Origin of the sequence: Pseudomonas sp. PS01298 (assembly GCF_029959745.1) — a bacterium.
Lineage (GTDB): Bacteria > Pseudomonadota > Gammaproteobacteria > Pseudomonadales > Pseudomonadaceae > Aquipseudomonas > Aquipseudomonas aylmerensis.
Genome location: NZ_JASCPP010000034.1, coordinates 24888 through 40203, shown reverse-complemented (window position 1 = coordinate 40203; position 15316 = coordinate 24888). Strand labels below are relative to the sequence as shown.

Annotated in this window: 11 protein-coding genes; 2 read left to right on the top strand and 9 right to left on the bottom strand. The window is 58.9% G+C overall.

Annotation, left to right across the window (positions count from 1 at the left end):
* Positions 1–71: 71 nt before the first annotated feature.
* The 9 genes from QMX97_RS14380 to ycaC form a co-directional block, all read right to left on the bottom strand.
* Positions 72–1973 (bottom strand): TonB-dependent receptor, encoded by a 1902-nt coding sequence (locus QMX97_RS14380; protein ID WP_282397122.1) that lies wholly within the window; start codon positions 1971–1973, stop codon positions 72–74.
* A gap of 136 nt (positions 1974–2109) precedes the next feature.
* Positions 2110–4008, bottom strand: a complete 1899-nt coding sequence (gene dxs, locus QMX97_RS14375; RefSeq protein WP_282397121.1) for a 1-deoxy-D-xylulose-5-phosphate synthase — start codon at positions 4006–4008, stop codon at positions 2110–2112.
* A gap of 110 nt (positions 4009–4118) precedes the next feature.
* Positions 4119–5006: a (2E,6E)-farnesyl diphosphate synthase gene (gene ispA, locus QMX97_RS14370; protein ID WP_065909986.1), complete on the bottom strand. Its 888-nt coding sequence runs from the start codon at positions 5004–5006 to the stop codon at positions 4119–4121.
* Entirely contained in the window at positions 5003–5245 is a 243-nt protein-coding gene (locus QMX97_RS14365) for an exodeoxyribonuclease VII small subunit (protein ID WP_003176346.1), read from the bottom strand. Before QMX97_RS14365 ends, ispA begins: the two co-directional genes overlap by 4 nt.
* Positions 5246–5319: 74 nt before the next feature.
* Positions 5320–6459, bottom strand: coding sequence for a Fic family protein (locus QMX97_RS14360; RefSeq protein ID WP_282397120.1), 1140 nt, complete (start codon positions 6457–6459; stop codon positions 5320–5322).
* A 581-nt stretch (positions 6460–7040) separates the two neighbouring features.
* Positions 7041–7316: a hypothetical protein gene (locus QMX97_RS14355; protein ID WP_162946135.1), complete on the bottom strand. Its 276-nt coding sequence runs from the start codon at positions 7314–7316 to the stop codon at positions 7041–7043.
* Positions 7317–7955 (bottom strand): hypothetical protein, encoded by a 639-nt coding sequence (locus QMX97_RS14350; protein WP_065909991.1) that lies wholly within the window; start codon positions 7953–7955, stop codon positions 7317–7319.
* Positions 7955–12571, bottom strand: coding sequence for an RHS repeat-associated core domain-containing protein (locus QMX97_RS14345; RefSeq protein WP_282397119.1), 4617 nt, complete (start codon positions 12569–12571; stop codon positions 7955–7957). Before QMX97_RS14345 ends, QMX97_RS14350 begins: the two co-directional genes overlap by 1 nt.
* A gap of 373 nt (positions 12572–12944) precedes the next feature.
* Positions 12945–13577, bottom strand: a complete 633-nt coding sequence (gene ycaC / locus QMX97_RS14340) for an isochorismate family cysteine hydrolase YcaC (RefSeq protein ID WP_065909998.1) — start codon at positions 13575–13577, stop codon at positions 12945–12947.
* Positions 13578–13947: 370 nt separating this feature from the next.
* Here ycaC and QMX97_RS14335 point away from each other — a divergent pair, with 370 nt between their 5' ends.
* Together QMX97_RS14335 and QMX97_RS14330 are read left to right on the top strand one after the other, a co-directional pair.
* Positions 13948–14529 (top strand): YjfI family protein, encoded by a 582-nt coding sequence (locus QMX97_RS14335; RefSeq protein WP_106802519.1) that lies wholly within the window; start codon positions 13948–13950, stop codon positions 14527–14529.
* A gap of 17 nt (positions 14530–14546) precedes the next feature.
* Complete coding sequence (locus QMX97_RS14330; RefSeq protein WP_282397118.1) at positions 14547–15245, top strand: PspA/IM30 family protein; 699 nt, start codon at positions 14547–14549, stop codon at positions 15243–15245.
* The last annotated feature ends 71 nt before the right edge of the window (positions 15246–15316 follow it).

Genomic DNA, 15316 nt, shown 5'->3' with positions numbered 1-15316 from the left:
CGGCTGCTAGAGGGTGAGCGCATTCCCGTCGCAGGCGCTGGCTTGCCGGCGGTGAGGCCTGCACAGACGCCTCACATCTCAGGCGTCCAGGTCACCCCAAACATCCACACCCGGCCTTCTTCGCGATAATCGTGATTGTTCAGGAACGCCGGGTCGTTGTAGCTGTACATCGCGCGGGCGTACGTCTTGTCCAGCAGGTTATCGACCTTCACCGACAGCAACACTTCACGGTTCAATGCCCAACTGCTGCGCAGCCCCAGCAGCGCATAACCGCCCAGGCGATTGCGATTGTCTTCATCGTCGTAGCTGCTGCTGATCGCCTGCCAGCTGGCACCCAGGCCCAACTTATCGAATTGACGATCCAGGTCCAGGCTCACTGTACGCCGCGCCCGGCGGGCCAGGGTGTGGCCGCTGTCGCGGTCGCGCGGGTCGATGACCGCGAGGCCAAGGTTGCCTTGCCAGCCGAACAGGTCCTGCTTGAGCGCCGCTTCAAACCCGTTGATGCGCGCCGACGCCACGTTCTGCGGCTTGCCGGTGCGATCGAGGATAATCGCATCGCTCAAGTCGGTGCGGTACAGCGAGGCTTCCAGGCGTGTGCTGTCAGTCAGTTGGCTGCGCCATTGCAGCTCGTAGCTCTTGGAGGTTTCGGGTTGCAGGTCGGGGTTGCTGTATTGCGTCTGCGGGTAGTACAGGTCGTTGAAAGTCGGCGCACGGAAGCCTTCGCTGTAGCTCAGCAGCAGGTCATTGTCGGGGTTGACCGGCACGGTCAGGGTGCCGCTCCAGCTGTTCTGGCTGCCGAACTGCTGGTTCTGGTCGCGGCGCAGGCCCAGCTCGGTGGAAAACCACTCCCCGCGAAAGCGATGCTGCACAAAGGCGGCACGGTTCCAGCGGCTGTTTTCGGTAAAGGTGGTGGAGCCGTGGAAGCGGTCTTCGTACCAGTCGCCGCCGAGGATCAGGCTGTTTTGCTCATTGAGCGTCAGGTCGTTCTGCCAATTGACCGAGTCGCGATAGGTGTTGAACACACTGGAATCATCGCTGAGGGTATCGCGCTTGGTATCGCGATTTTCGCTGTGGCCCAGCTCCAGGCGCGATTGCCAGTGCTGATTGAGCGTGGCGTCGACATAGCCGCTGGCGCTGCTGACGGTGTAATCGGTGTAGGGCTTTTGCCCAACGGTCTGGCGAGTCGCGACGTCGTAGCGGCCGAAGCTGTTGTCGTACTCCGATTTACCGCGGTTATCCAACAGGTTGAAACCCGCCTCCAGCGTGTCGCTGAACGCGTGGCTGAGGTTCAGGCTGAGGGACTGATTGCGGTAGGCATCATGATCGCCATCGCTGAGAAACGATTGGTGGGTCGAATTGATGCTTGCGGTTTCATCCAGGCTCGCACCCAAGTTGAAGCGCGTGTGTTCGTCGCCGCCGGATACGCCGAGGCTGCGCTCCCAAGTCCCGTTGCTGCCAAACCCGAGCTTCATGCGCGGTTGCAGGCCTTGCTCGGCGTTGCGCCGGGTAAACACCTGGATCACCCCGCCAATCGCGTCGCTGCCGTAGATCACCGAGCGCGAGCCGCGCAGCACTTCCACCCGCTCGATCTGGTCGACATTCAAGTACTGCAGGCCGCTGTCGCCGGAGGTGGTGTTGGCGATGCGCTGGCCGTCCACCAGTACCAGGCTTTGTGCGGATTTGGTGCCGCGAATGTAAATGCCCGGCAAGCTGCCACGGCCACCAGTGGGCGCGACTTGCACGCCGGGCACGCGGCTGAGCAGGTCGGTGAGGCTGGTGGGCTGCAGGCGGTCGATGTCGTCGCGGGTGAATACGGTGTTGGCAGCGCTGCTGTCGTTGCGCGCCTGGACCTGGCGGTTGGCGCTGATGACGACGTCGGGGAGTTTCAGGGCGTCGTCGCGCTCGAAGGTATCGGCGAGCAGGTCGTTGGCGGGCAGGAGAAGTAAGGGCAGGGCGAAGCGAAGGCGACTCATGGGCTGTCCATTGCATTTGAACACGGCACGAAACCAATGCAGGTGCTGGTTTGCCTGCGATGCAGGCACCTCGGTTTTTCAGTGAGGCCGAGGTGATGCTATCGCAGGCAAGCCAGCGCCTACAGGTGATTCGGGGTTACAGGCCGAGCAGTGCCAGGCGCTCGCGCACCGATGCTTCGATGCCGGCCTCATCCAACCCGCACTCAGCGAGCATCTGCGCCGGCTTGGCATGTTCGACGTACACATCCGGCAAGCCCAGGTGCAACACCGACTTGAGGATGTTCTCGCGCGCCAGGAACTCGCTGACCGCCGCACCAGCGCCACCCATGATGGCGTTTTCTTCGACAGTCACCAGCAGCTCGTGGCTGCCGGCAATTTCGCGCACGAGGGCTTCATCCAGGGGTTTGACGAAGCGCATGTCAACCACGGTCGCGTCGATTTTATCGGCGACTTTCAAGGCTTCGGCCAGCTGCACGCCGAACACCAGGAACGCAGTCTTGCTGCCTTGGCGACGCACGATGCCCTTGCCGATCTCGATAGGCTCGAGGTCTTTCTCGATCACCGCATTCGGGCCGTTGCCACGTGGGTAGCGCACGGCAGCCGGGCCGTTGTACAGGTGGCCGGTGCTGAGCATCTTGCGCAATTCGTTTTCGTCGCTCGGTGTCATCACCAGCATGCCGGGGATGCAGCGCAGGTAGGACAGATCGAAGCTGCCGGCGTGCGTCGGGCCGTCTTCGCCGACCAAACCGGCGCGGTCGATGGCGAACAGCACGTCGAGGTTCTGCACCGCCACATCGTGGACCAGTTGGTCATAGCCGCGCTGCAGGAAGGTGGAGTAGATCGCGACCACTGGCTTGGCGCCTTCACAGGCCATGCCGGCGGCGAAAGTCACCGCGTGCTGCTCGGCAATCGCCACGTCGAAGTAGCGCAGCGGGAAACGCTCGCTGAAGGCCACCAGGTCGGAGCCTTCCTTCATTGCCGGGGTAATGCCCACCAGGCGCGGGTCGGCTGCGGCCATGTCGCACAGCCATTCGCCGAACACACCGGAATACTTCGGCCCGCTGGCTTTTTTCGGCGCGGCGGCGGGTGCATCGACGGGTTCGAGCTTGGTGATCGCGTGGTAACCAATCGGGTCGACTTCCGCCGGGGCGAAACCCTTGCCCTTCTTGGTGACGATGTGCAGGAACTGCGGGCCCTTGAGGTCACGCATGTTGCGCAGCGTGGCGATCAGGGTCGGCAGGTCATGGCCGTCGATCGGGCCGATGTAGTTCCAGCCCAGCTCTTCGAACAGGGTGCCGGGGACCAGCATGCCCTTGGCATATTCTTCGGTACGGCGGGCAATTTCCCACGCGCCGGGCAGACGCGAGAGCACTTTCTTGCTGCCTTCGCGCATGCTGGCGTAAGTACGGCTGGAGAGGATCTTGGCCAGGTAGTTGGACAGGCCGCCGACATTGCGCGAGATCGACATGTCGTTGTCGTTGAGGATCACCAGCATGTTGGCGTCCACTTCGGGCGCGTGGTTCAGCGCCTCGAAGGCCATGCCGGCGGTCAACGCGCCGTCGCCGATCACGGCAATCGCCTTGCGGTCGCTGCCTTGCAGGCGGGCGGCAATGGCCATGCCCAGCGCTGCACTGATCGAGGTGCTGGAGTGGCCGACGCCAAAGGTGTCGTACTCGCTCTCGGAGCGACGCGGGAAGGCCGCGATCCCGTCCTTCTGGCGCAGGGTGCCCATGCGCTCGCGACGGCCGGTAAGGATTTTATGCGGATACGCCTGGTGGCCCACGTCCCACACCAGCCGGTCGTCCGGGGTGTCGAACACGTAGTGCAACGCGATGGTCAGCTCGATGACGCCCAGGCCGGCACCGAAATGCCCACCGGTCTGGCCGACCGTGTAGAGCAATTCCAGGCGCAGTTCATCGGCCAGGGTTTCCAGCTCGGCTTCACCCAGTCGACGCAGGCCGGCCGGCGTGGCAGCACGGTCGAGCAGGGGCGTGGACGGGCGCTTGCGGGGAATCTCTTGGAACGTCGTGGGCATCAGGCGAATCGTTATAGGTATAGAAGAGGCGGCAGTTTACCTCAAGCATCGCAAACTGCCCACGCAGAGCGCCGAACTTGGCTGATATGCGGCTGCAATAGCCGCCGTTATCAGTGGCGGCGTTCGACGATATACCGCGCCAGGCCGCGCAGGGGCTCGGCCGCCGCGTCGAAAGGTCGCAGGGCGTCCAGGGCCTGGTCACGCAGTTCCAGGGCATAGGCCTTGGCGGCTTCAAGGCCGAGCAACGCAGGATAAGTCGGTTTGTCCCGTGCGATATCCGCACCTTGGCGCTTGCCCAGGGTGGCGGTGTCACTTTCGACGTCGAGAATATCGTCCTGCACCTGGAACGCCAGGCCGATGGCCCGGGAGTAGGTGGTCAGGGCCGCCAATTGCGCGGCTTCGGCACGCCCGCTGGCCAGGGCGCCGAGGTGCACGGCGGCTTCGATCAGTGCGCCGGTCTTGTGGCGATGCATGTGCTCGAGGGCTTGCTGGTCCAGCTTGAGGCTGACCGAACCCATGTCGATCGCCTGCCCGCCTACCATACCGGCCGGGCCTGCGGCGTGGGCCAGGGCGGTGACCATGCGCAACCGGATCTCGGCGTTGACGCTGCTCAGCGCCGGGTCCAGCAACGCGCTGAACGCCAGGCTCTGCAGGCCATCGCCGGCCAGGATCGCATAGGCTTCATCGAACGCTTTGTGGGTGGTCGGCTGGCCGCGACGCAGATCGTCGTCGTCCATCGCCGGCAAATCGTCATGCACCAGGGAATAGGCGTGAATCAGCTCCACCGCACAGGCCGCACCATTCGCCTCTTCGGCAGGCGCCCCCAGGGCTTCGCAGGCCGCGTAGGCCAGCAGCGGGCGCACGCGCTTGCCGCCATTCATCACGCTGTAGCGCATGGCTTCATACAGGCGCGTCATTTCCGGGCTTGGCGCAACAAACAAGGGCTCCAGCGCCGCATTTACCCGGGCTTGGCTACTGGCCTGATACGCGTCGATCATTCCGGCTGTTCCGCATCGAAAGGTTCTTCGGCCAACTCCCCGTCACGTTCCAGCAGGACCTGCACCTTCTGCTCCGCCTGCGCCAAGGCGCTCTGGCAGTCGCGGGTCAGGCCGATACCTTGCTCAAACGCCGTCAGCGAGTCTTCCAGCGACAGCTCGCCGTTCTCCAGACGCTCGACCAGAGTTTGCAGGTCGGCGAGGGATTGTTCGAAATCGAGTGCAACTTTTTTGCGGGCCATGGCGGCTATTCCTGTAGACGGTAAACCGGCGCGACACTAGCAGACATGGGGATTCTGGGCAAATGAGTGGGGTGTCACTCGCCCCCTGTATTGACCTGATAACGCGTGCTGCGGCCGCCTCCGGGGAGGCGGACCAGGCAGTTTTTTTCCAGCAGGTCCGCCAGGTGTCGCGTCGCTGTCGCCTTGGAGACCTTTGCCACCGCCTGGTACTGCGCCGCGCTGATGCCGTGTTCGAAGCCCTTCTCACCACTGTCGAGCAGGCGATTGAGGACCTTGATCTGTTCAGCCGACAAAGGACGGTCGCGGTGTTGCTGCCAGAAACGACTTTTTTCCAGCACCCGGTCAATCCGCGCCATGGCCTGCTGCACGCTGCGTAACAGGGTTTTAAGGAACCACTCCAGCCAGGCAGTGATATCCAGGGAGGACTTCTGGCTGGATTCCAGCGCGTTGTAGTAGCCGGTGCGGTCTTCGAGGATGCTGGCTGACATGGCATAGAAACGGATGGCCTGGTGTTCACCCTGGGCCAGTGCCAAATCGGTGATAGCGCGTGTCAGGCGACCATTGCCGTCATCGAAGGGGTGCAGTGTGACAAACCAGAAGTGCGCGACGGCGGCGCGTACCAATGGGTCCAGTTCCGGCTGATCGCGGCTGGTTTCGAACCACTCCAGGAAATCCGCCAGTGCCTGCTCCAGTCCCAGACGTGGCGGGGCCTCGAAATGCACGGTCGGCCGATCAAGCCGGCCCGACACCACTTGCATCGGCTCATCTCCCCTCAAGGATCCAATACTGAGCGTTCGAGCGGCATAGCTCGCTTCCGGGGCCGGGAACAATAAGTGATGCCAGTTCAGTAGGCGGGCGAGGGTAAACGGATGGGTGAATTGTTGAGTGGCATCCATCATCAACTCGGCGAGGCCTTCGCTGCGGCGGCTTACCTGACCGTCTTCCATCGCTTCCAGGCCCATCCGCCTTGCCAGGGACGAGCGCACTGAGCCGACATTCAACTGCTCACCCTCAATCGCCGAGGACGTCAGGATATTTTGCAGCAGCGCATCCAGTTCATTCTGTGCGCTGACTGCCTGGCTGACGGAGCCGAGCATGCCCAACAGCTTGCCTTGGGCTTGTCCGCATTCGCGCAGTAAAGTCGCGAGGCGACCGGGTTGCCAGTGGAAGTGAGGCCAGTCGGCGTGTTGCCAGATCCAGTGCGGATGAGCCATGGTGGAATACCTGGGGTGCGTGAGCCGAATAGAGAGGTTATTCAGCTCATTTGGTGAGCCGATTGTGCTGCGGATTCGGCTCAGGGTCTAGTCTGGTGATCGGTGTTTTCTGTAGTTTTTGTGATGTGAAGTTTTGACTTATGCTTCTTGGAGCATATATCGATCAGCAACCAATAGAAGATTACATACCTGGCATCGCTCACCATAAAGCAGTAGCTTTCTCGTCCAACTAGGTTGATATTTTGTACGTATAGAGTGTTTTAGAAACGGCAGCGCCATTCAATGCATGGGGCTTTGTAGTGTAGAGGGTTTTAATAGTGTGAAGTCGATATCTCCCTTAAATGAAATGCAAGCAATCCAATCTGGATTTCTCTGAAGAATATATGTGTGTCGTGGTATTTTGGAGAAGACTCTGAGTGCTTCTTCTGGTGTTGGATATTTATGCAATACGCTTCGTCACAAACCGAATCACCCACAATAATTATCTTATTGTCGGCGATTTTTATTATTTTCCTGGCCAGTCGTGAGGTTGCCAAGTTCGGGAGGTTGTCCGCAAACTTAATGCTTTTGTGCAGTTTGTTTCAGGCAATCTTGCTTCCTGAAAAAGGTATGTTTTCATTAGGTTCTCTAACAATGGAAGCGTGGTCATTTGTGGGTGGAATATCAAAGGCAATATTCTGGGATTTCAGCTCCGTAATTAGCTCGTCATCAAAATAGCTAATTTTTTTTGCGAACCTTCCAAGCAGGTCGTAACGGTAAGTAGCGGTTTGCTCATTAGGAGTATTGATCAGTGTTTCATACGTTGGGTGGTCGCTAAAATTTGAATTTTTGATCTGGAAAGGCTGTTGCGTTTTCAATCATATCTTTTCAACGCTGTATCCTTCTGAAGTTACTATAAAAATAATCTCTCTGCTCGTGGTTGCTTTGAAGCAATAAGTTTCCGTATTTTGCAGAGGGGTAATGCATTTTGCGTCTTCTAAAAGCGTAGGGTCTCCTTCTTTAAAAAGGCCATCTGTTTCGGTTCCAATTGCGCTAATGCCTTTGAATGCTACGGGGTTGTGAAAGGTGATTAGTAGAAGTTCATCTTGCTGGTTGGTAAAAACCATCAGTAATTCGTTACGCTTGCACGTTACTTGTTGAATGGTTCCCTTCGAGACTTCCGGTACTTCTGTTTCAGGTGTTTTTTTATTCAAGGGTTGATCGGGTTTCCAAAATTTCAAGTCGGAAAAATGTCTCTCTATATCATCCAGTTCGTCATCGCCGAGAGAGTCGTCAAAGTGTTGAGAAATTATCGTGCGTACCTTTGACAATCGTTGGGTAACGGCACAGTCATCGATAAAGTCAGTGGTCGCTTTGCGATACTCTTCCAGCGCGCCAGGTTTTTCAGCATAAAAGCTGCCCATTTTGTGTAGGGATATAAGTATGTATTCAATTTCTTTAAGGGCGTCAAGTGCTTCTTTTCCGGTAAGAACTATTTTTTGATTTTGCTCTAGCATTACTTTCTCCTCGTAAAGGTAGGGTTGTTTAATGTCAGGTTACCTTTTACGGTTAGTTCCATGGTGCTGTATCTGGGGTTTTTTACCAGTTCTAATTGTGACTCAGGTACGTCCGTTTCAATGTAATCTCGGCCTTTGCTTTTGTCGATCTGATATTTTTCCTGTGCATCTCTAGGACTTAGCACTTTGCTCTTTGCAGGTTCGAGATAGACTCTGTTGTTATCTTGGGCCAATATCACTCCTGTTTTTTCAATTCCTTTTGAGCCTGCTCTGCTTGTGTAATGCCGTACTCTGACGGTGGTGTCTTGTTTTGACGCGGGAGCGGGGAGCGTTGGCTCGCCATTGTTAGCTTTTGCGTGCTTTGTTGGGCTCTCAGCGTTGTAGGATGGTTTACATCCATCCCCACCTGGGCAGACGCTCAGTCCCAGGGGATCCACCCACCCAGTAGGGTTGGGCGCGTACAAGTACGCATTGATCCCGCCGCCCAACTTCACCGGGTCCGGCGTCAGGTAGCGACCAACATCCGGATTGTAGTAGCGATGACGGTTGTAGTGCAGTCCGCTTTCCTGATCAAAGTACTGACCCTGAAAACGTAGCGGGTTGTCGATTGTGCCTTTGTCGAGTCGGCTGATCTGGCCGTAGGCGCGGTAATGCGCGGACCAGACGATGGCGCCGTCGGGGTCGGTGAGTTCCTGCGGCGTGCCAAGGTGGTCGAGTTGGTAATGATAGGGCTTGGTATCTTTTGGGCCGAAGCCTTCCAACAAAACCAGCGGGCGAAAGCTGTCCGGTTCATAGAGATAGCTGCGATGGCGATCCGCATGGTGCTCGGCAATCAGCCTGTCGCCTTGCCAGAAAAACTCCGTCGTTATGCCTTCAACGGTTTTGCTGATGCGTCGCCCAAACGGGTCATAGCGATAGCTGGCGGTTTGGCCGTTGGGTTGGGTGAGGCCTATCAGCCGATGCTGGCAGTCGTAGCGGTATTCGGTGACGAGTTGATGGCCTTTGCCACGCCGCTCGCGGATGAGATTGCCGAAGGCGTCATAGTCGTAGTGGCGGTCGCCCTGGATCATCAGGCGGTTGCCGGCAACGATGTCGGGGCCGGGGCGGTCTTGCATGAGCAGGGTGCCGGCCGGGGTGTGGCCGAAGCGTTCCTGCAGGTCTTGGGAATGGTCGGCGCGGGTGAGGCGGCCTAGTGGGTCGTAGTGGTAGTGGTGTTCGCCTTTGCGGGTGTCGAGCAGGCGGGTGAGGTTGCCGGATTTGTCGTAGTCGTATTGGCGTTGGTAGAGGGTGTGCTGCTGTTGACTGACGGCATGGGCGTGCAGGCGCTGCTGGTCGTCGTAGTGGTAGTGGCTGATCAACTGGCCTTGTTGGCGTTGGTGTTCCTGGCCGGCTTTGAATAGGTGAGCACTAAGGACTTCACCGTTCAGTTCGACGGTGGACAGGTGGCCGCCCTTGGCGTGATTGAACACCACTCGATTGTTGTCGGGCAGACGCAGTTGTTGCAGCTGCCCGCAGGCATCGTAGCCGTAGCGCAAGGTGCCCCAGCCCTGGTGTTCGGCGGTGAGGCGGTTTTGCGCATCGTATTCGTAGGCGAGCGCCCAGTGGCCATCGTCGACGCTAAGGAGGTTGCCTTGGCGGTCGTAGGCATAATCGACAGCGTTGCCGTCGGGCAGGGTTTTTCTTACGAGCCTCCCAGCGTGGTCTCGCTCATAACGGGTAACCAGCTGACTGCCATCATCGCCGTGCTCGGTTTTTTCCTGCAGGTTGCCGTTGAGGTCGTAGGCATAAGCCGTCCGTTGGCCGTCAAAGCCGACTTCCTGCTGGATCAGGCCATTGAGGTGATAGTCGAGTGTGTAGGTCTCGCCAACCTCGTTTTCGATCTCGGTCAGCAACAGCCGAACATTGTCGTAACGGTATTTGACTTGGCTGCCATCGGCATTGATGCGCCGGCTGATCAGGTGCAAGCCATCGGCATATTCGTAGCGGGTGACATGCCCCAGCTCATCACGCTCGGAGGTGATCTTTCCGTAGGGGTTGTAGCTGTATTCCCGCGCCGCACCACCTGGCAACACGACACGAGTCAATCGACCGACGCTGTCCCACAGATACTCGGTCAGCGCCCCATGCTCATCCTCACGCGCCACCTGCCGCCCGAGGTCGTCATAGCGGTAGCGCTTGACGCCGCCATTTGGCAGTTGTTCTTCCAGCAACTGACCACGCTCATTCCACACCAGCCGATGGCAGCTGTTGTCGGGAAACCAGACCCCGGTCAGTTGTCCCTGCTTGTCGTAGCTGTAGTCCGTTACGTTGCCGTCGGGATCAGTCTTACGAACGATATCGCCCTGATCATTACGCTCGTATTTCCAGGCAGCTTCACCACGCCTTACCACCCGTACGAACCCATTGTCATGCTCGTAGGACGTCGGCTCATCGTCCCCCGGAAACACCGCCACCAAGCGTCCGGCATCGTCGTACTGATACGCCGTCACCGCGCCCAGCGGATCCTGCTCGACCGTCAGCCGGCCTTTGTCGTCGTAGGATCTGAAATGCTCGGCACCATCCGGATCAATGCGCTGCACCAGGCGCGCCCGCTGGTCGTGCACGTAGACTTCCTGGCTACCATCAGCGTTAAACACCGTGACCTGCCCGTGGTCATCCCAGGCATAGCGCGTGTCCATCTGCGAAAAGCTCGCCCAGTGGCGGACACAGCGCGCGGCCTTGCCAGCGCGTTCCCACGCCCAAAAGAAACTCGCGCCACCGGCCAACTGCCGCTCAAGAATGACGTGCTGATCGTCGTACCGATAAACCTCGCTTTCGCCGACGGCATTGGTCGCCGAGACCAGTCGGCCAGTGTCGTCGTAGGCGTAGGAAACAACGTTGTGCTCAGTCATCCACTCGAAAGGGCCATGGCCCTTGGCGCGCTGGATCTGGTAGTCCACCGCCACGATGCGACCCAACTCATAACGCAGGAACAGCGAACGCCCGACACCGTTATCCAGCCGCTCAATGCGCCCCAAAAGATCCCGGGCAATGCGCAGACGGTTGTCATACGCATCGCTGATCGCGGTCAGTATGCCGTCGCGAAAGTGGTAGAAGCGCGACGCCTGGGCCAACACCAGTTCATCCGGCAAAGCGCCCAAATAGATCGCCGCCTCGGCCAGGCTATTGGTGATTGCGGGTCGAGAAACAGATGGCAAGGGCAGGGTGGTCGAGCGGTTTTCATGATCGGTCCACACCACCGAATCACCCGACACCGCAAGCCGATGCGCCAACGAGTGACTCCAGCCAAACCCCAACCCGCCATCCACTTCCACCGCGCTGGTGCGGTACACCCTTGTCCACTCAAACGACAAGATCCCATCCAACGTGCCATCGGTGAGAGTGAGCAATTCCTCGCCGGTAACCATCGACACGGGGCAGCCGTTGGTGACCGTCTTATCCGAAGATGCCGCCGCATCGCCCTTCGGATTCGTCGATACAGCAGGCACATCATCCACACGCTCTTTTTGCTTCAGCACCGCGTTCTGCCGCGCCCGCCAGCGCATCTGCAGCGTGCCTTGCTTCACCCCGCCGACCACGCCGCGAACCGCTACCGCCTTGTAGCGATCCACCGCCTGCATGAACTTCGTCAGAATCTCCAGCACGCTCTGAACAAAACCTACAGCCGCCTTGACAATCTGTGCGCCATACCTGGCCAGCCGCAGGCTCAAATACGCCACAGCCGCCGCTGGCAATGCGATGGTCAGCACCGCGCCAATCACCAGGTCAATCAGCAGCGACACCACAAACCCAGCGGCCACTTGCGCAATCTCACTGGGCGGCAATGCGTCCAACCAGATCATCGCCGTGCGCACCAGCAGGAACAGCGCCGCCTCATCACTGGCGAGCAACATCGCCTGTTCCATGACCTTGGGCGCATCGGTGGCGATTTGTGCGAGCTTGGCCGCTTCAGCCCCCAGCTGTTCGACGTACTTCAACGGGTCTTCAAGCATCGCCTGCACTAGCTGGATGCTGTCCCACACGTCCCGGATCGCGGCCCAACTGCCCGCCAGCACGCCGCTGCCAATCGCAGTGGCCGTGGACTGCTGCCAATGCGGCTTGAAGCCTTGCCACTGTTCGCGAAGCCACCGCTCCAGGTCCGCCATCAGCCCGGCGTAGGAGGCGAAGAGCGCATCCACCTGCTCCTCGGAAACTGCGCCCTGTACCCGCACCTGATAGCGCCCGCCCGCAGCGCAGTGGTGTGAGCCCTTGCCATGCTCATCCAGCATGACCCGCGTGGAACTGCCGTCATCCAGCCCGATCACCTCGACCGGAATGTCGCCAATCGGCACGTCATACACCGAGTCGAATTTGCTCTCTATCTTCAGCTCGCCGCCCAACGGGCACACGGCAACACTGCCGATAAAGTTCGGGTCGCTCATGCTCACGGTTGTCTGCGAGTCACCGACGCGCACCACCCGATCCATTCCCAGCAACGACGGCATATCTGCCGCATGGCTCATCGAATCCAGCGCCCGCGAATACCAGGCGCCCATCTGCTGGCGATAAGTCACCAGGCTCTGATGAAAGCCATCCAGCTCATGTTCGATAGAGGCAATGTGGGAAGCGTTGGTCATCCGTGACGTCTCGGCAAAGGGCAAGGCGTCGGAGTCTGCCGCAGTAAAAAGCGGCTGGATGAACGGCGGGAAAAATCAGAAAGGGCTTACTACTGAAGCGTAAAAGTCAGCGTTAACTCGCAGCCGATTGCTCCCTCCAATGGCGACCTTGCTCATTGACGAGCAGTGCCCGCTACTTCTTTTAGCGGGGTTTCAAATTCCATCCGCTGCGTCTGCATTCTTTGCAACGCGGCAATTGGCGTGGACAGCACTCGCTTCTCGCGGGCGATGGCAAGTGCCGTGAGGGCGCAGCGCGTATAGGTGAGACTCAAGGCGTGCCTGAAACAACGAAAGCCTGCTTTTCAGGGCAGGCTTGTCGCGAATCTCGGCTGACTTATTGCTGATGAGCCGTCAGCGCCGCATAACCATTCATCAAGTTGCGATAGTTCGGAATACGCTGCGACAACAGATTCCCCAGGCCTTCAATGTCGTTGCGCCAGTCGCCCTGCAACTCACACGCTACCGAGAACCAGTTCATCAACTGTGCACCGGCCTGTGTCATACGGCTCCATGCGGCCTGCTGCACCGTGGTGTTGAAGGTGCCGGAAGCATCGGTCACCACAAACACCTCAAACCCTTCCGCCAGCGCCGACAAGGTCGGGAACGCTACGCACACATCCGTGACCACGCCGGCGATGATGATCTGCTTGCGGCCGGTGGCCTTGATTGCCTTGACGAAGTCTTCGTTGTCCCACGCGTTGATCTGACCAGGGCGAGCGATATACGGCGCGTCCGGGAACATCGCTTTCAACTCTGGCACCAGCGGGCCATTGGGGCCTTGCTCGAAGCTGGTGGTGAGGATCGTCGGCAGGTTGAAGAACTTCGCCAGGTCGGCCAGGGCCAGCACGTTGTTCTTGAACTCGTTGGGCGAGAAGTCCTGGACCAGGGAGATCAGGCCGGTCTGGTGGTCGACCAGCAGTACGATGGCGTCGTCTTTGTTCAAGCGGTTGTAGGTTGCAGTGCTCATGGTTGAATCCTTTTTTGTTTAGGTTGGTTGGGCGTTGCGTTCAACATGGGCACAGATTAATGGGTGGGCTGCGGGGGATAAATCGGCTTGGACAGGTAATACCGTCAACTGAGAAGAGACAATTGTCAGGTGGGTAAGAGGACAGGTCTTTTTAGTGACATGAAAATGTAAGGAGAAAAATCTCACGCGTGAGCTATTGAGTACGGCAAAAATAGCCTGTAGATTTTCTCACGCGTGAGTTTTTCACACCGAGGTCAGTACCATGAAAAGCAGCTCTCCATCGAACCCGCCCGCCGGGCTCGATTCCGATCCAGCAAGCCTTCAGGGAGAGCGCTTGAAGCCGTCTGCGAAAAAACCATCGAGCTTTTACATGAAGCAGATGCGCGCAGGCCTGGCGGCCGCCGGCTACGTGAAACACGAAACTTGGGTGCTTCCCGAAAACCGAAGCCTGCTCAAGCAGATGGAGAAACAGCTTCGCCAGCCGATTCTGGCTGGCTCATTCATGTCGGAGAATTTCATGAGCGCAGGTACCAACTGGAATATCGATCGCCTCTTCACGGCCTTCCAGGCCTTGGATGAAGTGGTCTCCAACGACATTACGCTTTCTCTCGTTCAAGGCTCCGAGTCCAGCATCAAGCTGGAAATGAACGACTTCGGTGGCTTGCCGATTTACATCGCGGTGGTGGGCGAGCAGATCATCGTGGATACCGTGCTGGTCGATGTCGAGTCCATCAATGACGTCGCGAAGTTCAATGACGCGGTGTTGCGCAGCCGGGAAATGTTCCCGCTGTCCTCGATCGGTATCGAGTCCATGCCGAACGGGCAGGTGGTCTACAACATGTTCGGCGCGTTGAGCTCCGACTCCAGCCTGACCAATATCGTGACCGAGGTGAAAACCCTCGTCGACAACGTGCAACGCGCCAGCGAAGCCTTCGAACGTTTCTTCAATTAAGTATTCGGGAGTATCCAATGACTCAGTCCATCTGGAGCAAACTGTTCACCGCGCTGCGTGGCGGTGCCAGCGAAGTCGGCGAATCGATCGTCGACCAACAGGCCCTGCGCATCCTCGATCAGGAAATTCGCGATGCCGACACCGCGCTGGCCAACGCCAAGCGTGAGCTGGTCAGCATCATGGCCAAGCACAAATTGGCGACCGATCGCGTCAGCGAGTACGACGCCAAGATCAAGGACCTGGAAGCCAAGGCGGTTGCGGCCCTGCAGGCCAATCGTGAAGACCTCGCCCTGGAAGTGGCCGAAGCGATTTCGACCCTGACCAACGAGCGGGAAGTAGAGCACAAGCAGGCCACCGAGTTCGGCGGCTACGCGGACAGCATGCGCAAGGACATCACCAAGGCTGAAAGCCGGATCAAGAGCCTGCGCCAGCAGGTGGACATGGCCAAGGCTCGCGAAAGCGTGCAGAAGGCCCAGGTCAGCGCGTCCATCGCCAACGGTGGTGCCAACGGCAAGCTGGAGACTGCCGTGGGTACGCTGAATCGTCTGCAGGCCAAGCAGCAGCAACGCGCTGCTGAACTGCAAGCCCAGGATGAACTGGCCGAAGCGTCGACCGGTACCGACCTGGAGCGCAAGCTGCGCGAAGCCGGCATCACGCCGGACGAAGGTAGCGCCAATGCGATCCTGGAGCGTCTGAAGCAGAAGTCGGCCGAGTAAGCGAAGGGCGAACACTGTAGCTGTGGCGGGGAGCAAGCTCACTCGCCACGGCTGCAGGGCTCTTTCTTAAC